We start from the raw sequence: 19,917 nt of genomic DNA on the forward strand, positions 1-19,917 counted from the left end.
GCATCCGGTCACTCCTGTTTCTCCAGTTGGCTTACGCTATTCGCACGTCATCCCAGATCGGCCCCTGCCCGGTGAGATGATTGGCGTAGGACCTGAACTTGTCGATGAAAACCGACGTCCTGAAATCCTGCGCCCGCGCCACGGCATCGGCGGGATTGAGATCCATTTTATCGAGACGCTCCACGGCATCGATGACTGCCTCGACCGACTGGATGGGGAAAAATACACCGGTCTTGCCGGCGACGACGGTTTCTGTCGCTCCGCCCCGTCCATAGGCGATGACAGGGCGACCGCTTGCCATCGCTTCAACAGGCACGATGCCGAAATCTTCCTCGCCCGGAAATACCAGTGCCCTGCAGCGTGCGTAGTGGTGCTGAAGGACATCGAATGGCTGGGCACCCATGATCGTCACGGTCGGCCCGGCGATCTTGCGCAGGCGAGCCAGCATTTCGCCGCCGCCGATGACCACCAGCTTCGCCTTCATCTGGTTGAACGCTTCCACGGCAAGATCCGGGCGTTTGTAACTCACCAGTTCCCCGGCCATCAGATAATAATCCTCGAGGTCGCAGGTGGCGACCGGTCGAAAAGCCTGGGTATCGACGGGCGGATGGATGATCTGCGCATCCCTGCGGTAGTAGCTCTTCACCCGCTGCGCCACCGTCGTGGAATTGGCGATGAATTGATCGACACGGCTGGCCGCCGCGACATCCCAGGTCCGCAAATAATGGGCCAGCGGCGGCATCATCATTCGCGTCAACCTGCCGGAGGTTTCATAGTACTTATTGTACATGTTCCAAATGTATCGCATCGGCGAATGACAGTAACAAATATGGATAGCCGGCGAGGTAGGTATTACTCCTTTTGAGGGTCCCGACTCGCTACTAATGACGAGGTCATACCCGCTGAGGTCCAGCTGCTCCAAGGCCATGGGCATCAGCGGCAGATATTTTTTGTACATCCGCTTCGCATAGGGCAAGGAATCGATGAAGGTCGTCTGGATGCGATGCTTCCGGATTTCTGCTGAAATTACAGCAGGATCATACACATGGGTGTAGATATCGGCGCCCGGATAAATCCGGCAGAGCGCCTCCAGGACCTTTTCACCGCCCCGCATCCCGACCAACCAGTAATGGATGATTGCCACCCGCATGAAGTCTCCCCAATGACCGAGCAATAGGCCAAGTTCTTTAGCCATTGCAGCAATTTGGCTCACGCTCTAGATCGAAAGAAGTAAATATAATTATCTACCCCAGAATGTGCAGTTTAATTCGCACATATATCGGTAAATATTACGATACATTCCATGATTGCCTAAATAGTGCGCCGCAATAAAAGTATTGTCAAATGAAATACCAAGAGCTAACGTGGTGTGGATGCCGCTATAGATTGTCTGCCCATACCCTTTCGTCTTTTTCCTAGAGTACGGAGCCCGCAGATGAATGACATGAATGTCAGTGGTAATTTGAATGCGATGAACGGCACGCATCTTCAGGCACCCGAACAATTCGCTTTCCCGAGGATCGGAAACGAGGCCTCTCATCGCCTCTCAGTCTATCTGAAACGGGCTCTCGACACGGTCATTTCCCTTATCGCCCTTATCGTTCTCATGCCGATGATCGTGATGCTGATCGCCCTGCTTTATGCCGTTCAGGGTCGCCCGATCTTCGTTGGGCACCGCCGGATTGGCAAGAATGGGGTGATGTTCCCCTGTCTCAAGTTCAGGACAATGGTCCCCAATGCCGACGAGGCTCTGCTTCGGCATCTCTCCGCCAATCCATCGGACGGGGCGGAATGGGCCGCCACGCGCAAACTGAAGAACGATCCCAGGATTACGCCGCTCGGCGCCTTGCTGCGCAAGAGCAGTGCGGATGAGATACCACAGCTCCTGAACGTCGTATTGGGGCAGATGAGCGTCGTCGGCCCTCGCCCGATCGTACCGAGCGAGGCGGAGTTCTATGGTCGCCACTTCGTGGATTACATCCGGGTTCGGCCGGGCCTGACTGGGCTTTGGCAGATCAGCGGCCGCAACGACATCAGTTACAACGCACGCGTCGAACTCGACATGCGTTATGTCCGGGAACAAAGCATCTGGGGGGATATCGTCATCATGGCCAAGACCGTCCCGGCGGTCCTGCGCGCACACGGCAGCTATTGATCAATTACCCGATCCCGCGGGGGCGGTTAAGACACGGCGGACGTTCCGCGGGATCGAGCGCATACGGCAGACGCAATGCAATAGCATCGAGGGATCAGCACATCTTGCAAGCCAGTTTTGAGATCGTAAGCATAAACTTTCAGCAAAAAGAGACCGCCATCTGCTTCTCGCTGCGGCCTCGTTTTTCGCAAACCGGAAAATTTGTAGATGGGCGGGGCTCCCTCGTCCACCGCCCTTGGTCTTTGGACATAGCGCCCTCCTTCCGCGCGAACCATGATGGAGGGCAGCCGTGAGCTCAATCGAGCACTGCGCCATCAACGGGCGGTTCCTGACGCAAAGTGCGACCGGCGTTCAACGTTATGCGATGAATGTCGTCAAGGCTCTCGACCGCACCTTCAGTCATGACGAGCGCCTGCCGATAATCGCGCCCGTCGGCACGCTGGACCCGGGTTTTGCCCAACTTCCGCTGGTCACCTCCGGTGGCTTCGGCGGGCACGCGTGGGAGCAGGCCGTGCTTGCCCGGACTTGCCGGGGGCCGCTGCTCAATCTTTGCAATTCGGCACCCGTTCTCAAGAAGGATCAGATCGTCTGCATCCATGACGCCAACATTTTCGCCGCCCCGGAAAGTTATGGCCGCGCCTTCCGTATGGCCTATTCCCGGCTGCATCCGCTTCTGGTTCGACGGTCCGCTCGCATCGCCACGGTCTCCCACGCATCAGCGCGGCAACTTGCCCGCTACCTGCCTGTCCGGCAGCAGGACATTGCCGTCCTTCCCAATGGCCATGAACACGCTCTCGAGTGGGACGCCGGGCTGGCGAGGGTCGCCCCGCAAATCGTCAGTGCCATAAGCGCAAGGGGCCGCCAGTTCGTTCTGGCGCTCGCCTCCCGTGCCCCGCACAAAAACCTTGGCTTGCTGATGAAGGCTGCGGCGGCTCTTGACGACCTGGATATCGACATCGTCGTCGCCGGCGGAAGCGCCGGCATTTTTGCCTCCGACCTTCTCGAAAAACGGCCGAACCTCCTCCTCGTGGGGCGGGTGTCGGACGACGACCTTGCCTATTTCCTGAAGCAAGCACTCTGTCTGGCGTTCCCCTCCATCACCGAGGGTTTTGGGCTGCCGATTGTCGAAGCCATGGCCTTGGGTTGCCCCGTCGTAGCGTCCGACTGCGCAAGCATGCCCGAAGTATGCGGTTCGGCGGCGCTGATGGCCTCTCCCTTCCAGCCGGAGGCGTGGATCAGACATATCGCCGCCCTGAAGGGCTCGGATCTGCTCAAAGGCGAGTTGCGCGGCCGGGGCTTGGAGCAGGTGCGCAACTTCTCCTGGGCGAACACCGCAGCGGGTTATCGGGAACTGCTCGAAGACCCTACGAAAAGCCTCGTTCTCCGTAAATCCTCCAATTCGACGGAACTCAGCCTGGCGGTTGTCATCGCCACGCGCGGTCGCCCGGCCATCGTCAGCGCGACGGTGCGCCATCTTCTCGCAACCCAGACGGTTCGACCGGATACGCTGGTGGTGTCCTGCGTCGATACGTCCGACGTCGGCGACCTGGTCTCCGATCCCAAAGTGACGATCGTCACCGGAAAGGCCGGCCTTGCGGCCCAACGCAACCGAGCGCTCGCCAACCTGCCCGCCGGAACGGACGTGGTCGTCTTTTTCGACGACGATTTCGTCGCCCATAGGAATTGGCTGGCGTCCGCCCTTTGCGCGTTTCGCGATGAAAGCCGCCTCGTCGGGCTGACGGGGCACGTGATCGCCGACGGAATCAAAGGCCCCGGCATCCCCTTCGATGAGGCCCTTCGCCTTCTGGATCGCGCACCGCCCCCTGGTTCGAGGTGGCATGAACCCTACAGTCCCTATGGCTGCAACATGGCCTTCCGCATGTCGGCCATCGGCGACGCAAGGTTCGACGAACGGCTGGTCCTGTACGGCTGGCTGGAGGATCGTGACTTCGCGACCGCACTTGCCAGGCAGGGTGGACGCTTCGTCAAATCGGACGAGGCCTGTGGCGTACATATGGGCGTCAAGAGCGGCCGCGTGAGCGGTGAGCGGCTGGGATATTCTCAGATCGTCAACCCGCTTTACATGATGCGCAAGGGCACCATGACGCTTGCGCAGGTCGCCGACCAGGTTCTGCGCAACATCGCCAGCAATTTCGGCCGGCTGCTATGGGCGGAACCGTTTATCGATCGACGCGGGAGGGTCAAAGGCAATCTCATGGGCTTTGCCGATGTTTTGCGGGGACGCCTGGAGCCTGAGCGTGCTGCTCGATTGCCAGTTTTCGACGCTCTTGCGCTGCGGACCGGAGGAAAGGCCAAATGACTTTCAACAGGCCCGGCCCTCTGGAGGACGCTTCCCGTCTGTGGCGCATGGATCGCGAACCGATGAGCGATGCCGGCGAGGGCCCACTCGCGCTGTTGCGCCTGATGATCGCGCTTGCGTGGCGTAACAAGATACGGCTTATCGCGTGTACGGCGGCGGGGTTCCTGCTCGCCTTTCTTTATGCGAACTCTCTTCCCCGGGTGTACAATGCCACGGCAACGCTTCTGCTGGAGCCGCGGCAATTTGCTTCCGCCGGCCGCGACATCAGCGGGCAGCAGAACCTGGACCTGAACAGCGCCGAGAGCGAATTGCAGATCATTCGTTCGGAGCGGCTTCTATCCGCCGTGTTCGAAAGCCTTGTCCTTCAAGGCGACGCCGAACTCGGCCCCCGGCCGCCCAAGGAATTCAGCGGCCTGGCGGTTCAGGTGCAGGACACGATGTCGACGCTCGTGGACAATGGGTTGACGACGCTTGGGAAGACGTCGAGGCGGGCCGAGGATTCACTGGATCCGACCGCAGATCCCCGCGAAAACGCACGCCGCATTGCTTTTGCGAATTTCGTCAAACGGCTGAGCGCGCGGCGGGTGGGGCAATCTTACGTCGTCGAAATCGAATTCTGGTCATACAATCAGAACCTCCCTGCCCGCGTCGCAAACGCCATGGTGTCGGGATACATCCTGCAATCGATTGCCTCAAAAGAACAAATGGCCCGAGCTGGCACGGACACGCTGCAAGGACGACTGGACGCGCTGGCTATCCAGGTCAATGCTGCCCGGGAGGCAATGAGGAACGGCACGTTGCCGGCGGTGGCCACACCGGATGCCGATGCCCGGATCATCGGCGCCGCACTTCCGCCACTCGATCCCTCCGGCCCGCGCAAGACACTGATCGCCGCATTGGGTGGGCTGTTGGGGTTCCTGATCGGTATGTCGACCATAGCCATCAACGTGGCCTTTGATCGCCGGGTACGCGATGCGAAGGAACTCTCGCAGGAATCTGGCATTCCATGCTTGGCGATGGTTCCGGACACCGGAAAAACGGCAGGCATCGGGTGGCGTTTCGATAGCCCGGCGCTTCAACGATACGCCAGCGTCATTCGTGACTTGAAAACCTCCGTCGATGTCGCTTGCGCATCACAACGGCGGGAAAGAAACATCGTGATCGCGTTTATCGGGGCCACCGCTGCGACCGGCGTTTCGACCCTGTCTCTCAGCATGGCGCAGCTTCTGAGCCGAAGCGGCCACCATGTGACGTTCTTCTATTCGGGGCTACCGTCCATGGTCGAAGAGACATCCAGTTCTTCAACTTCCCTGGCCGACGTCGCAATCTCAGGTCTGAAGGCGGATCAGCTGTCGTTCGGCAATCTCGATGGCATTGCCACTCTGCCGATCCACTCGATAGAGCCGCATATCAACATTTTTGCAGATTTCCGTCATTCCAGCGTGTTGCGGATTCTGGAAACTGCTCGATTGAAGGGAGATGTCATCTTCGATCTTCCGGCCCTTGATAACTCCCTGGATGCGCTGGCACTGGCATTTCATGCCGATGCCGTCTTGATCGTCGCAAAAAGTGGACGCACGACGATTGACGAGGTGAAGGACGTTCACAATCAGCTGCGGCGCGCTGGCGCGCCGGTGATCGGCACTGTAGTCAACAGGGTCAGGTCATGACCGCAGACCCCGTGGTTTCCCGAGAACCGCCTCCACAAGTGCAGGATTCCTTCGAAGCTTACCGATCCGCGGATGATCCGGAAGGCAGTATCTGCAAGCTCGCGATCATCATCACCTGCTTCAACTATTCGCAATTCATCCGGCGCGCGGTTGAAAGCGTCCTTTCGCAAAAGTGTAGGCAGTGCCAGATTCTCGTGATCGATGATGGTTCCACCGATGGTTCGTGGGAGGTGATCCGCGGATTGGGAGTGCGTGCGTTTCGGCTTGCAAATGGCGGTCAACGCAAGGCCTGTCTTTTTGGCCTTGAGCAGACACAGGCACCCTTCGTCCTATTCCTCGATGCCGATGATGAGCTCCTTCCCGAAGCATTGGAAGTGATCATCGGCAACCTGGACGACGGCGTTGCGAAACTTCAGTTTCCGTTGAAGCGGATCGATGGCGACGGCAATGTCATCAGCGGCCCGATACCCGAACTCCAGGCGTTCAGAGGGCGTGAACTGGCCGGGCGCGTTTTACGCACCGGTGTCTACGCGACGCCCCCGACCTCGGGCAACGTCTTTAGACGCGACGTGTGCGAGCTCCTGAAGGACGCCGACTATGACAGGGCAGTCGATGGCATTATCCTGTTCGCGGCTCCATTCATCGGCGACGTGGTGAGCCTGCCGCAGCCGCTCGGTCTTTACCGGGTCCATGACCGCAACGATTCCGGCTTCGGTGACGAATTGAATACGCAGGCTTTGCATCGGGATCTTCAGAGATTCGTCGCCAGGACTGAGCATCTGCGCCGGATCCTGCCAGGCTATGGCTATCGGTCCGGTCTCGTATCCACCGAGCACGCCTATTTCTATCGCGAGCGGCGCTTTTATCTAGCCGTGGCGGAGGGCGAACGGATTTCCTTCGCCAGCCTGTCTGGACTTGTTGGGCGACTGTGGCGGGACAAAAACCCGCTGCGGATGAAGGTTTCCATGACACTGTTCTTCACGGCCGTCAGTCTGCTTCCCAGAGATCGCGCCCGAAAGGCGCTTGCCTATCGTCTGGGCGCCGGGACCCGCTCGACGCGCGGGCTCATTCGAGCACTGACCTGAGCGGATTAGCGATCGACCAGGTCAGGTCTTCCGGATGCGAGGGCAATCCGCATGCCCAGCCCGAACAGTGTCGCGATATAAGTGGCTGCGCCCGCGCCCGCTACCGCGACAAGCTGTATCACAACGGGCAGACCGGAGGCCGGCATTCCCGTTCGCAACCAGATGACGACGATTGCCATGACGGTAGCGGAAGCCAGTACTTTCCAAAGGTTCCGGATCTGCTGCCATGGCCCCAGCCCGAACAGCCGCCGTGCCTCGGCAATGTAGAAAACAGCCATGACGGAAGCGACCAGAATTCGGGCAATGCTCGCTCCATGGGCGGCGAACAGATAGAAGCCAATGGAGATCAGAACGACCCGGAAGCACAGGTCGACCGTATTGAGCCTGAAAATGACGGAGGGTCGATCGAGAGCGAGGCTCGCCGAATAAAGCGTCTGGAAATACGGTATCGGAATGACTGAAAGGGCGAGCAGGCTGAGATAGGGAGCCGCGTCGCTCCATTGCGCTCCGAGCAGGATAGCGGTCACGAGATCTGCCGTCAGGGAGAGGCCGACGCAAACGGGAAGCGAAATCAGCATCGCGAAACGACTTGCCTTGAGGAAGGCCGTCCTCATTCGGTCTGCATTCGAACTAATCTGCGAAAAAGCTGCCATGACCGGCTGCAGCGCCGGACCGATTATGCTCTGGGTCGGGATGACGGCGATGTCACTTGCAACGGCGTAGCGGCCGAGCATGGCGCTGTTTCCGGCAGAGCCGATCAGGAAACGATCAAACTGCCAATTCAAGGCGGACACCAATTGCGCCGAACTGAACCAGCCGATAAAGCCGGCAAAATCCGGGAGCCGCTTCAGCGAGAACTCTGGTCTGTAAGGGGCCACGGCATAAGAGGCGACGGTGGCGACAAATGCGGTGGTCACGAAATTGACGACGATCGCCCAATAGCCGCCTCCGGCAACCACGGTGATGACAGCGGCCGCAAAAGCGCAGAGCTTGCTGATCGTTTCGATCGCGAATGTCGGGCGGAATTCGAGCGCGCGGGCAAAATGCACCATGGCGGGGCTCATGAATCCCTTCGCGATAGGGCCGAGCGCCATGGCGGCGATCACCGGGACGAGCAATGGATTTCCATTGACCAGAGAATACGGCCAGGTCCCAACAAGGAAGATCGCGGCGATCGCCGAACTTCTCAACACGCCGAGTGTGAAGCCGGTATCAAGGTGGCTCTTATCGAGCACCGGCAGTCGCACCAGTGCCTGGGTGACCGGAACCTCCAGAACCGTATCGATGACGACGACCAGCGCCATTGCGAGTGCCGCCAGTCCAAAATCCGTCGGGGACAACAGGCGGGCGAGAATGAGTACGTTGAAAAAGTCGATAAACCGCCCGACAAAGCGGGAAAAGACGAGCCAACTGGCTCCTTTGAGAGCTGCGAACGCAAGCATTCTTCACCACGCCCCTGTCTCACCGCCGGGCTCCACGAACGAGGAGGCCGGCTTCTTTTCCGTCGTTGGTATTGTCCTCGAATGCTCTTCAACGGTTCAGTTTGGCCGAGAAGCCTCGAAGGACATGCGCCATTCCAACGGCGCGGAGCAAGGCTGGCTTCAACCGCGGAAACTCCTGCGCAATCGCTCCTTCGCGCCACAGCTGAGATTTCACGGCCATCAACTTGCGCGCCATTCCGGCCCGTGTCGCCGGCGCGACAGTCGCTATGAACTCACCTCGCCCGAAATCAACCGATCGGGGAGCGACACCCAAGGCGATCACATCCGCCTTGGACGGGTTTATGATCGCTTGCTTAAGTCTCAGCCAGGCCCGATCCGCATCGCCTAAAACCTGAGCGCCGCTGGAGAGGCCATCGATATAGCGTAGCGCGCCGGTGAGAAGCGGATTGCCAGCGGCCGGATCGAGCCTGCCGAAGCGAATCTCTCCCGAATTGCCGATCACCATACCGTCATGTCCCATGCTGAGCGTTTTGACGGAAGGTATGGCCGGCTCGAAAAGGCTCTCGATGATGTGCCAGTACCGCAGGACCACTGTCCTCGTCTTGAAGGGATTGTAGAAGCGATCCTCCACCACGAGACCAGCCACATTGGGGAAATGGTCTTCGCTAAGCCCCTTGTAATTGCATCGCGCAAACTGCACCGTTTCGAAACGATGCTCCGGCAGCCCGGCGGACAGAAGCCTCTGGGTGCTGCCGTAGAGCCCGGTATCGCAGAGAATAATACGTTTGGCATCACCTGCGATTTGCCCGATATGGATCTTGAAGCAGTCATTCTGGCTGTCGATGTCTTGCGCGACGGCGCTGCCGGCTGTCGTATCGAGCATGCCGAAAAAGCGGCTCGCATCGAAAACCTGCTGCCACTGGTCAGGTAGATTATAAGAACCGTTGCCGAGCGCATGGGCAACGGCGGCGAAACTTGCGCATTCGAATTCGCGCGCCAGTTCGTCGAGGACAGCCGGGCTTCTGGCCGCCACCGCTGAGCGGGCAGCAATCAGGCGCGAAATCAGGATGTTCTCGCGCTTCAACGAAAGAGGCAGGTCGAGCACGGACTGGAGGCGTTCGAAAGCTTCCCGTATGCCAAGTCCCCCGCGCGCGCAAAAGAGCATTGTCGCATCGCGGTCCGAACTCGCCTGCTGACCATATAGCCATAAAAAGAGACAAAATTCTGCGACGATCGGACCGAATACATGTTCGCCGAAGTGAACCTGATCGCCGATTGGCGGTATGGCCCCGCGGGAGCCCGATCCACTTTTGACTTGCCGCAGCCCTTCCGCCAGGGCTCCGTTGCCCCGTGAAACGAGCCGTTTGAGGCGGTTCTTCGGCATATGGATGGTCTGTATCCCCATGCTCTTTGGGACGAGGCAATCGGCGAGGAGGTCGTCACCGATGTGCAGGGCGCGCGAAGCATCCACGCGTTCAGCCTTTAGAACCAGAGAAAACAGGTCGCCCTGCCGCTTGCTGGCCTTCAGGTCCGCGCTTGAATAGATCTCGTCCAGGAGGCCCGGGCCGTGAAAATGGTCGATGAGCTCACCGACTTTTTCACCGGACAGCCCCGTATCGGTGATTGCCACGACCCTCACACCGGCTTGACGATGGCGCCGCAACAGCATGGCAAAATCACCATTCGCAAAAAGCGCCCGCTTTTCGACTTCAATCTCGATGGCGATCCGCTTCTCTATCACGGAACGCGACAGCCCGAGAATGGCAACTTGGCGGCTGATGACATCGCAAAGGCACACCTCGCCCCGACCGCCTCCCATGTTCAAGGCACGATATGCCATCTTTTCGGCAAGCAGCCTGGCCCGGATCAGTTCGTCGGGGCACATGGGCGAACCCTGGCCCTGCAGAAAACGGGCAAACATCTTTTCACCCGCAATGATGCGCGACCGCCGGGACAGGCCGTTGCGCAACAAAAGGGTATCGAACACGTCTGTCGCAATCAGCTCTATGGAATGAAGGGGCCGATTGAGATCGTCGAGGCTCCGTCGCGGCATCCAGCATACCCCTCGCAAATTACCGGAACCAGCGCGCCTTGGCGGGCCAGCGCCAATCCAAATCTCTGATAGAAAATTTCCCCCGAACGCGTCCGAAGAAGAACGTATTCGTGCCGATGGCAGAGTGTAACAGACATAGACAAATGCCTTCAAGTTAAATTACTATATACCAATTAGTATATCTGCCAAAAATATCACCACTCCGGTATTTATTTGAACAATAACGAGGCACACGCAATATATATTGGATTTCCCGTTCTGTAATAACTCGGAAGTACTAGATCAAACGATGGAGACCTGCATGCAGGAGGCGACGTTCCCCACCCCTCAAAAGGCGGCCGATCTGGAGTATGATGCCATTGTTTTGGGAGCGGGGGTTAGCGGTCTCGTTTCAGCCGCCGTGCTGGCCAACCAGGGATGTCAGCAAATCCTGGTCGTCGATGAATACGGCCACATCGGCGGGAACCACATGGACTGGTCGACGAATGGATATACATTCGACATCGGAAGCCTGATTTTCCAGGACGATTCCCCTCTGCTGACGCATTTTCCCGAACTCCTCCCTCTCTATGTGCCGATCGAGCCTCGCTGGGGACGGTTGAATCCCCAGAAGATGGTCACGGATTATCCGATTTCGCTGCGCGACGACATTTTGCGGGCCGGCGCCAAGGGGATGATGCGCATCTTCGGGTCGGTGTTCTATGCGCGGCTGTTCCAGCGCGAAATGCGTAACGCAAGAGACTTTTCACGCTACTGGATTGGCGCCGAGCTTCTCCGGCGGTCCGGCCTGGAATCCTATATGCGAAGGTTTTACGGGATCGCGCTTGATCAGATCGATATCGATCTGGCAAAAAAAAGGATGCTGTGGATCAGCGAACATGCCTCGCTGGGCAACCTCGCCCATCGCCTTTTTCGTCGCCGACGCCAGGGTCCGACCAACAAGCAGCTCGCCCGCCCCAAATCCGGATTTGCGCCCCTTTACCGGCTCGCTCAACAAAACCTGGAGAACCGAGGGGTGCAATTCGCCCTGGGCGTCAAACCAGTCGCAATCGACCGATTGGAGAACGGCTTTCAATTGAGGCTGGAAGACCGGGTGATTACCGCAGGCCGGCTGTTCTCGACGATCCCGATCGAACGGGTGCAGGCCCTGTGTGCCATCGAGCGGCGCCACGTTCTCAATACCACCACCCTCATCAGCCTCTATTTCAGCTTCAGCGGAGAGCGTGGCTTTCAGCAGCCGATCATCTACAATTTCTCGCATGATGGTGCATGGAAGCGCTTGACGGTCTATTCCGACTTCTACGGCCAGGCCCATGGGCGGGAATATTTCGCCGTCGAAGTCGTTGCCGACCGACCGGACAGCCCGGTTGAAATGGCCGAATTGGATTTTCGGGCGCACGTTGCGGCGAACGGGCTGTTTCGAGGGGATCTGAAACTCGAAGGCGCCCAAGTCCTGACCAATGCCTATCCGGTCTACAGCCGGGACGCCGCGCGCCAGGCGGATGAAGCCATCGCTGCACTGCGTGCGTTTGGAATCCAGTCCTACGGACGCCACGGCGGGTTCAACTACCAGCCGACAGCCCGTGTCTCCACCCTCGATGCGGAAACCGCTCTCGGATTCGAACGGAAGGTCTCTCAGCCGCCGGGAGCGGTCGAGACTTCTCCCCAGACGGAGCCGGCACCCTCGCCGCTTCTGATATCCTCTCCCACAACCCCGTGAGCCCACTATGCGGATCATGCATGTTCTGAACCACACCCGGCGATTGAACGGCAATGTGCATGCGGCTGTCGACCTTGCCTGCGCTCAGGTAAAGCTCGGCCACACTGTCTGCATGGCAAGCGGTGGAGGCGATTTCGGCGGATTGCTTGCATGCAACAGGGTGGAAACGGTTTTCGTCGATCAGCAGAGAAAGCCTCTCACCGTGCTCAAGTCGCTTTGGGCGCTGCGACGCCTCGTCCGTGACTGGAAGCCGGATATCGTGCATGCGCATATGATGACGAGCGCCGTTCTTTCGGTTCCTGCCTGTCGTTTATCGTCGACGCCGCTCATTACCACCGTTCACAATGCGTTTGAAAAAAGCGCCGTGCTGATGGGGCTTGGCACATGCGTGATTGCCGTTAGCGATGCCGTCGGGAAATCGATGCAGGAACGCGGCATAGCGGCATCGAAACTGCGCGTCGTTCTCAACGGCACAATCGGATCAGCACGGTTCGAAGGGCGCGACAGGACGCCCGCGTCCCTTCACAACCCAAGCATACTTTTCGTCGGAGGGCTGCATCCCAGAAAAGGGTTACCCGACCTCCTGGAAGCCTTCCGCCTGGCGCACAAGCAATATCCCGACAGCCACCTTTATATCGCCGGCGGCGGGCCCTTTGAGGACGCCTACCGGCAATTGGCCAGCGAAACGGGCTGCGCAAGCGCCATCACATTCGTCGGCGCCATCGACGAACCGTTTCCCTACATGTTAGGCGCCGACATCTTCGTCCTTCCCTCCCATGCCGATCCTGCCCCGCTCGTCCTGTCGGAAGCGCGTGAGGCGGCCTGTGCGGTGATCGGCGCGGACGTCGATGGCATCCCGCAGCTGCTCGGTTTCGGAGAGGCCGGGATCCTTGTCCCACCGCGCGATCCGCAAGCCTTGGCAGCCGTTCTCTGCGACCTGCTGGCGGATCCCGAGCGGCTGGATATGTGGAAGGCAAAGAGCCAGTTGCATATCAACAATCTGACGATCGAGCGCGTCGCCCGCGAGACGCTCAGCGTCTACAAGTCCGCCTTATCGCCTGGAGCCGAGGTCGTCCCGGCCTAGTTGTCGGGGGACGTATCGGATTAACCTCGGCCGAGCTGCCGCTTCAGGTAACTGTCGGCGTGTGGATCGGCATAATGGAACAGCGCCGTCGCCCGCACAGCGCCTTCATCGACAGGCTCATTCGTGTGAATGCTGCGGTAACCCCAGAAGAGATAGAGATTGCCGGGAACCAACGACACATGCTTCACGCCCTTTCCGCCGGATGCGCGACTGCGCAGGATCCGCTGGGTGAGCGCATTGTCGAGGATCGCTTTGTCGGCGAGATTGAAGAGGTAATTCGATCGGATTCCACGGGTATTGGGGATAATCAAGAAGTCGCCGCGCTTGCCGAATTTCGGGATTTCGATCGGTAGAAGCGCCGTGATCGCGTAGGAATCGTAGTGAAATATCAAGGAATGTTCCGTGACGCTTTTACCCGTGAGGCAGCGAAGAATCTGATAGAATTTAACGTCAGGCGCTGGCCGGCCTAGACCGATGGAATAGAGGCGGGAAAAGAGAGCCTTGAATTCCGGGGAATTGCCGAGGTCGTCGAGGCCTGATCCCGCGAGCTCATCGCTTTTCAGCGAAATCGTCTGGCGGCCCTCGCGCGTGATCGTGGTGGAGACAAAATTTTGCATCTGGCTGAGATCTTCGGCTGCCAGGAAGTCGGGAGCGCAAAAAATTCCGTCTTTGTTGATTTCATGAGCGATGCCATGAACATCCCCATCCGATAGCGCAGACAGCCACTGTTTGGCATTGCTGAGATAAGACATGGCAGGCTCCGTAGCAGCACGCGATTCTGTCCTGGAACACATCAGGAAACACCAGGGTCAGGCGATCAACAGGATCACTCGGAAAACGAGCTGACTTGGCTGAAATTGCCCTGCTCCCCGCTATTGACGCCATCCGGCGACAACGGGGCGGGCCGACGGTCGAGGCTCAATCGACCCTTCCGATGCGCAGACGCCGTCTGGGCAAAGCCGGCATGTGATCGTCCTGGTTTCCTTCCAACAGCAGCGGAGAGGTCATCCGCTCCGGATCAAGCAACCGCCACTCTCTTTCAAGCCGCAGCCTGATGGATATCCAGATGTCGCTCGTCATAACTCACCCTTCGATCAGGATAAAATCCGTCATTCCCAAAGAATCGACCTACGGTGATTTCCGCTTAAACTCGGACCACACCATGTAGAAGATACCTGCGAAATAGCCAGCTTGCATCAGAATAAAGCACAACGAAGTATAAACCAATGAATTCAGGAAATTTCCTTGGTAATCATATGTAATTATACCAAAGACAATCGAGGCAATGGTCATCTGCGCCAACGCTGCTGGCGCCATCAATTTCACCGATTTTCTCAAGAGCAAGCTCATGCGCGCCACTCGCTTCGCTGGCCTTCCTAATGTGCATCAACACCCCATTCAGGCCATCGATGGTTCAAGGCTTCACCGCGTCCGCCCTTCGATGAGACAAGACGAGAATGCGGCTCCGCTTCGGAATTGGAAGCGAACAGCAAATCGCACCGGGAAGGAAGAAACTCTTTGTGATGATGCGCTACGCCCAATGACGTAAATCCACGTCGAAGTCTGGACCGTGCCGGACAACCCAGACGCCGACAGGAGCCTGTTTTTCATGGCCAATGATTTGCCTGCTTTGCCGGATTAATGGAGATCGTCACGGATGCAGGCCTTGAAGTGTCCTTTCCCCCCTTCCCTGAGTGGCGGCACGACGCTCGCACAGGCTTCAATCGCAACCGGGCAACGAGTCCGGAAGACGCAACCGCTTGGGGGATTGGCGGGACTTGGGATATCCCCTTTGAGTATCTGCCGGTTCGCATGCCGTGAAGGGTCGGGCGACGGAACAGCCGAAAGCAGGGCGCGCGTATACGGATGCTGCGGGCTGGCATAAAGCTCGCGGCTCGGCGCCATCTCCATGATCCGCCCGAGATAGAGCACGATCACCGTATCGGCGACATATTCGACCACCGCGAGATCGTGGGCGATGAACAACATGGTCAGGCCGAGCCGCGTCTGCAGGTCGCGCAGCAGGTTGACGATCTGCGCCTGGATCGACACGTCGAGCGCCGACACCGGTTCATCGGCGACGATCAGCTCGGGCGCAAGCGTCAGCGCCCGAGCGATGCCGATGCGCTGGCGCTGGCCGCCGGAAAACTCGTGCGGGTAGCGGGAAATCGCATCTGGCGGCAGATCGACCGAGGTGAGCGCCTGGGCAGCTTTTGCGGCCCGCTCCGACCTGCTACCGATCCGCTGGATATCCAGCCCTTCCGTGAGGATTTCGCCGATCGTCATCCGCGGCGAGAGGCTGGCGAAGGGATCCTGAAAAATATACTGGACCCGCGCATGCAGGCTGCGAAGTTCGCGGCGCGTCAGGCTCGTCGTTTCCGAGCCTTCAAAACGGATACTGCCGGAGGTCGGTTCGATCAGTTGCGCGACCATGCGGCCGATGGTGGTCTTGCCGCTGCCGGATTCGCCAACCAGCCCGACGACTTCACCACGTTTGATGTTGAAGGAGACATCCTGGACGGCGCGGACGACCGGTCCGCGGGCAAATGCCACCGGAGCAAAATCCTTGCCCAGCCGGCTCACTTCGAGGAGAAATTCCTGTGACATCGGTCAGATCTCCTGCCATCGGATGCAGCGGCTGAACTGCCCCTCGCCGGTGTCCGCCAACGCCGGGTAGGCTTCTGAACAGGCCTCTATGTGGTAGGGACAGCGGGGAGCGAAAGGACAGCCTGACGGCAGGTCCATGAGGCTCGGAACCGATCCTGCGATGGTCGGCAGCGGGGTGCCCGCCTCCCTGAGGAGCGTCGCGGTTCCAAGCTGCGGCACCGAGCGCATCAGCCCCTTGGTATAGGGATGACGCGGATGGGAGAAGACCCGCGCGACGCTACCGGTCTCGACAAGCGAACCGGCATACATGACGGCCACGCGGTCGGCGATCTCGGCAACGACCCCGAGATTGTGGGTGACGAACAACATGCCCATGCCGCGTTCCTTCTGCAGCCGTCCGAGCAGGTCGAGGATCTGCGCCTGGATGGTGACATCGAGGGCAGTCGTGGGCTCGTCGGCAATCAGCAGCGTCGGATTGCATGCGAGCGCCATGGCAATGGTCGCTCGCTGCCGCATGCCACCGGAGAGTTCGTGCGGATATTGCCCGGCACGTCGGCGCGGATCGGGAATGCCGACATCCTCCAGCCGCTGGATGGCGTCCGACAAGGCCTCCCGATGGGATTTGCCCATATGGATGCGGATCGGTTCGGCAATCTGTTCGCCGATCGTAAAAACCGGATTGAGGCTGGTCAGCGGCTCCTGAAAGACCATGCCGATATCATTGCCGCGCACCCGGCGCAGGGTGTCGCTGCCAAGGGTCTGCAGTTCGACGACTTCGCCCGTCTTGCGCTTCAGCCGCAGCGTACCCGCAGCGATACGGCCCACGCCGCGCGGCAGAAGACCCATGATCGACAGACTGGTTACCGACTTTCCCGAGCCGGATTCGCCAACCAGCGCCACAGTTTCTCCCGTCGCCACGGTAAGGCTGAGGTCCCGCACGGCGCCGATCTCCCGATCGCCGATGCGGAACACCGTCTTGAGCGCGGAAATTTCGAGGATCGGCTGTGCACTCATCGTCAATCCAGAAGCCCGGTTTGCCGCAGGATGCCGTCGATGATGGCCGCCTCTTCATCGTTCAGGGATCGCTGCGGACGCGCCATGACATTGGTGTCGATAACCCCAAGCCTGCGCATGGCGGTCTTGAAGGCCCCCACCCCGGCCGAACCCGCACTGGTCCGGCCCAAGCTGACCCAGACCATCTCGAAAAGCCGGCACAGGCGTTCCTGCTCCTGCCGTGCACCGGCAAAATCGCCCGCCTGGCAGAGGTTCCACAAGCGGACATAACCGTGCGGATCGACATTCCCGAGGCCCGGCACGATGCCGTGCGCGCCCATGTTCACGACGCTGTCGGCGACGATCTCGGATCCTGTCATGACGAAGAAATCCGGCAGATCGGCCGTGTCTGCCATGACATAACGAAGATTGCCGTCGTCGCCGCTCGAGTCCTTGACGCCCACGATCGTGCCTTCGCGGGCAAGCGTCACGGTGGTCCGGCGTTCGAGCTTGGTGTGGACGCAGACAGGGATGTCGTAGGCGATGACCGGTATGTCGATCGCCTCCCGGATATAGCGGAAGTGATCGATGGTTTCGGCCTGGTTTGTCCGGGCATAGAACGGCGCCGTGACGACAACCGCGTCGGCGCCCGCCGACTGCGCCACCTTTGCATGGGCGATCACGCGCTCGGTTGTGGGATCGATCACGCCGACCAGGATGGGCACCCGGCCGCGCACCTGCTCGACCGCATGTTCGATGATGTGGCGGCGCGTGGCTTCGTCATGGAACACCACTTCGCTGGTCGAGCCGAGAACGAACAGGCCGTGCACACCGCCATCGAGCAGATGGTCTATGACGCGCGCGAAGGAAGGATAATCCACCGCGAAAGTCGTGGTGAGCGGAGTGACGACGGGCGGAATGACGCCGGTAAAGAGGGGCATGTGCAACCTTTCACTTGAGTTCGGAGCGCGGATCGAAGGCATCGCGAAGCCCATCGCCCACGAAGTTGATGGCAAGAACGGTCACGACGAGCGCGCCGCCCGGAAACATCCATTGCCAGGGATAATTTTCGAGCACATGCGTGGCGCGGGCAGCGTTCAGCATATTGCCCCAGCTCGCTTCCGGGGGCGTGACCCCAAGCCCCAGGAATGAGAGACCGGCCTCCAGCAGGATCCCATTTGCCACCTGCAGGGTGGCGTAGACCACGAGAATATCGATCGTATTGGGCAGACCATGCCGGATCAGCAGGTGCCAGAGGCCGGCGCCCATGCCCCGGGACGCCACGACGAAGTCACGTTCGCGCAGTTCCAGCAGCCGGGCCCGGACCATGCGGGAGAGAACCGGCCACGACAGCAGAGAAATCACGAAGATCGTGGGGACTATGCCGCTGCCGACGATCGAGGCGAGAACCAGAAGGAAAATGACCGGCGGCAACGTCATGGCGAGATCGACGAACCGCATCGTGGCACCATCAACGAAACGTCCGGCAAAGCCGGCGATGGCTCCGATGAAGAAACCGAGGAACGTGGAGATCGCCATCGATACCGTCGCCACCAGCAGCGAGATCCGTCCGCCCTGCAGCAGCCGCGCCATGATATCCCGCCCCACCCCGTCGCTGCCGAGCCAATGGGCCGACGACGGCCCCTGGTTCATCGCCAAAAGGTCGATGTCGTTGGGCTTGTGGAGCCACCAGAGATCGTAAGTGAGCGTGAGGACAAGGATCGGGATCAGGATGGCCAAGCCGACCACGGCCGCACCGTTCTCGAAAAAGCGGGAAAGTGCGCGTCGGATGGGACCGGCGGAGCTGGCATGTGTCAAGCTCGCCATCTTATGCCACCTTGATGCGCGGATCGACAGCGGCATAGGCGATGTCGGTCAACAGGTTGACCAGGATGACGCAGGCGCCAGTCAGCAGCGTAGCGCACATGATGACCGGGTAATCGCGCCGGACGACTGCATTGACCATCAGCAGACCCATGCCCGGCCAGTCGAACACGCTCTCGATGAAGATCGCACCCCCGATGGCGATGCCGATGGTGGAGCCGATCAGCGTGATCACCGGCAGCAGGGCGTTGCGGACGGCATGTTTGACGATGACCCAGAACTCCCGGACACCTTTGGCGCGCGCCGTGCGCACATAGTCCTGCGACAGCACTTCGAGCAGCGAAGAGCGCATGTATCGCATGATCAGTGCGCCATGACCGATCGAAAGCAGGGTAGCGGGCAGGATGAGGTGGGCCAGCAGGTCACCGACGGAGAAAGGCGCGCCCGGCGTCAGCATGCCGCCGGCCGGCACCCAGCGCAGATTGACCGCAAATACATAGAGCCCCAGCAGGGCGGTCAGGAAAGCCGGACTTGAAATTCCCACGAACGCCGCCGTCGAAAGTGAAAGATCGGCCAATTTGTTGCGGCGGACGGCCGCAAAGATGCCGGTTGAGATGCCGACAACGACGGCGATGACAAGCCCACTGAACATCAGCAGGATCGTCGGGCCGATGCGGCTGAGGACAAGCGGCAGCACTCCTTCGCCATTATACTGGATGGAATAGCCGAAATCCCCCATCAGGGCCGCACCCAGCCAGGCGAAATATTGCGCCGGCAGCGGCCGATCGAGACCGAGCCGGGTGCGAAGCATCTCGAGATCGGACGCGGAAATGGGCACAGACGGATTGACATAGGCATCGATCGGATCGCCGGGCGTCAGCCGCAGCAACGTGAAGATGAGAACCGTCAGGGCCAGCAGCATCAGCAGGCCGACAGCCGTACGGCGAAGGATGTATTGCAGCAT

General features: G+C 59.6%; 16 protein-coding genes. 6 read left to right on the forward strand and 10 right to left on the reverse strand.

Annotation, left to right across the window (positions count from 1 at the left end; translation table 11 throughout):
* Positions 1–31: 31 nt before the first annotated feature.
* Positions 32–1,150 carry a glycosyltransferase gene (locus tag MOV61_RS00825; RefSeq protein ID WP_247135174.1) on the reverse strand — a complete coding sequence of 373 codons (1,119 nt, stop codon included), beginning with the start codon at positions 1,148–1,150 and terminating at the stop codon, positions 32–34.
* Positions 1,151–1,435: 285 nt separating this feature from the next.
* Here MOV61_RS00825 and MOV61_RS00830 point away from each other — a divergent pair, with 285 nt between their 5' ends.
* The 4 genes from MOV61_RS00830 (at position 1,436) to MOV61_RS00845 (ending at position 7,230) form a co-directional block, all read left to right on the forward strand.
* Positions 1,436–2,155 carry a sugar transferase gene (locus tag MOV61_RS00830; RefSeq protein ID WP_247135175.1) on the forward strand — a complete coding sequence of 240 codons (720 nt, stop codon included), beginning with the start codon at positions 1,436–1,438 and terminating at the stop codon, positions 2,153–2,155.
* 289 nt (positions 2,156–2,444) lie between these two features.
* Positions 2,445–4,475 carry a glycosyltransferase family 1 protein gene (locus MOV61_RS00835; protein ID WP_247135176.1) on the forward strand — a complete coding sequence of 677 codons (2,031 nt, stop codon included), beginning with the start codon at positions 2,445–2,447 and terminating at the stop codon, positions 4,473–4,475.
* Entirely contained in the window at positions 4,472–6,145 is a 1,674-nt protein-coding gene (locus MOV61_RS00840; RefSeq protein WP_247135177.1) for a Wzz/FepE/Etk N-terminal domain-containing protein, read from the forward strand. Before MOV61_RS00835 ends, MOV61_RS00840 begins: the two co-directional genes overlap by 4 nt.
* Positions 6,142–7,230, forward strand: coding sequence for a glycosyltransferase family 2 protein (locus tag MOV61_RS00845; RefSeq protein ID WP_247135178.1), 1,089 nt, complete (start codon positions 6,142–6,144; stop codon positions 7,228–7,230). The genes MOV61_RS00840 and MOV61_RS00845 overlap by 4 nt, the downstream gene beginning before the upstream one ends.
* Before the next feature lie 5 nt (positions 7,231–7,235).
* Here MOV61_RS00845 and MOV61_RS00850 read toward each other — a convergent pair whose 3' ends face one another.
* Together MOV61_RS00850 and MOV61_RS00855 are read right to left on the reverse strand one after the other, a co-directional pair.
* The gene (locus tag MOV61_RS00850; RefSeq protein WP_247135179.1) at positions 7,236–8,672 is read right to left on the reverse strand and encodes a lipopolysaccharide biosynthesis protein; all 1,437 of its coding nucleotides are present in this window, start codon (positions 8,670–8,672) and stop codon (positions 7,236–7,238) included.
* An 88-nt stretch (positions 8,673–8,760) separates the two neighbouring features.
* Complete coding sequence (locus tag MOV61_RS00855; protein WP_309493481.1) at positions 8,761–10,659, reverse strand: hydrolase; 1,899 nt, start codon at positions 10,657–10,659, stop codon at positions 8,761–8,763.
* A 367-nt stretch (positions 10,660–11,026) separates the two neighbouring features.
* Here MOV61_RS00855 and MOV61_RS00860 point away from each other — a divergent pair, with 367 nt between their 5' ends.
* Positions 11,027–12,445 (forward strand): NAD(P)-binding protein, encoded by a 1,419-nt coding sequence (locus MOV61_RS00860; RefSeq protein ID WP_247135180.1) that lies wholly within the window; start codon positions 11,027–11,029, stop codon positions 12,443–12,445.
* A gap of 7 nt (positions 12,446–12,452) precedes the next feature.
* Positions 12,453–13,529 carry a glycosyltransferase family 4 protein gene (locus MOV61_RS00865; protein WP_247135181.1) on the forward strand — a complete coding sequence of 359 codons (1,077 nt, stop codon included), beginning with the start codon at positions 12,453–12,455 and terminating at the stop codon, positions 13,527–13,529.
* Positions 13,530–13,549: 20 nt separating this feature from the next.
* Here MOV61_RS00865 and MOV61_RS00870 read toward each other — a convergent pair whose 3' ends face one another.
* The 7 genes from MOV61_RS00870 to MOV61_RS00900 form a co-directional block, all read right to left on the reverse strand.
* Positions 13,550–14,281 carry a hypothetical protein gene (locus MOV61_RS00870; protein WP_247135182.1) on the reverse strand — a complete coding sequence of 244 codons (732 nt, stop codon included), beginning with the start codon at positions 14,279–14,281 and terminating at the stop codon, positions 13,550–13,552.
* Between the two features lie 166 nt (positions 14,282–14,447).
* Positions 14,448–14,609, reverse strand: coding sequence for a hypothetical protein (locus MOV61_RS00875; RefSeq protein WP_157885335.1), 162 nt, complete (start codon positions 14,607–14,609; stop codon positions 14,448–14,450).
* A gap of 558 nt (positions 14,610–15,167) precedes the next feature.
* On the reverse strand, positions 15,168–16,136 hold the full coding sequence (locus MOV61_RS00880; RefSeq protein ID WP_247135183.1) for an ABC transporter ATP-binding protein: 969 nt from the start codon (positions 16,134–16,136) through the stop codon (positions 15,168–15,170).
* Between the two features lie 3 nt (positions 16,137–16,139).
* The gene (locus MOV61_RS00885; RefSeq protein WP_247135184.1) at positions 16,140–17,150 is read right to left on the reverse strand and encodes an ABC transporter ATP-binding protein; all 1,011 of its coding nucleotides are present in this window, start codon (positions 17,148–17,150) and stop codon (positions 16,140–16,142) included.
* A gap of 2 nt (positions 17,151–17,152) precedes the next feature.
* Positions 17,153–18,070 carry a dihydrodipicolinate synthase family protein gene (locus MOV61_RS00890; protein WP_247135185.1) on the reverse strand — a complete coding sequence of 306 codons (918 nt, stop codon included), beginning with the start codon at positions 18,068–18,070 and terminating at the stop codon, positions 17,153–17,155.
* Positions 18,071–18,080: 10 nt separating this feature from the next.
* Positions 18,081–18,992 (reverse strand): ABC transporter permease, encoded by a 912-nt coding sequence (locus MOV61_RS00895; RefSeq protein ID WP_247035766.1) that lies wholly within the window; start codon positions 18,990–18,992, stop codon positions 18,081–18,083.
* Entirely contained in the window at positions 18,958–19,917 is a 960-nt protein-coding gene (locus tag MOV61_RS00900; RefSeq protein WP_247135186.1) for an ABC transporter permease, read from the reverse strand. Before MOV61_RS00900 ends, MOV61_RS00895 begins: the two co-directional genes overlap by 35 nt.

It is taken from the genome of Neorhizobium sp. BETTINA12A (assembly GCF_023006485.1).
In the GTDB taxonomy this organism is placed as follows: Bacteria; Pseudomonadota; Alphaproteobacteria; order Rhizobiales; family Rhizobiaceae; genus Neorhizobium.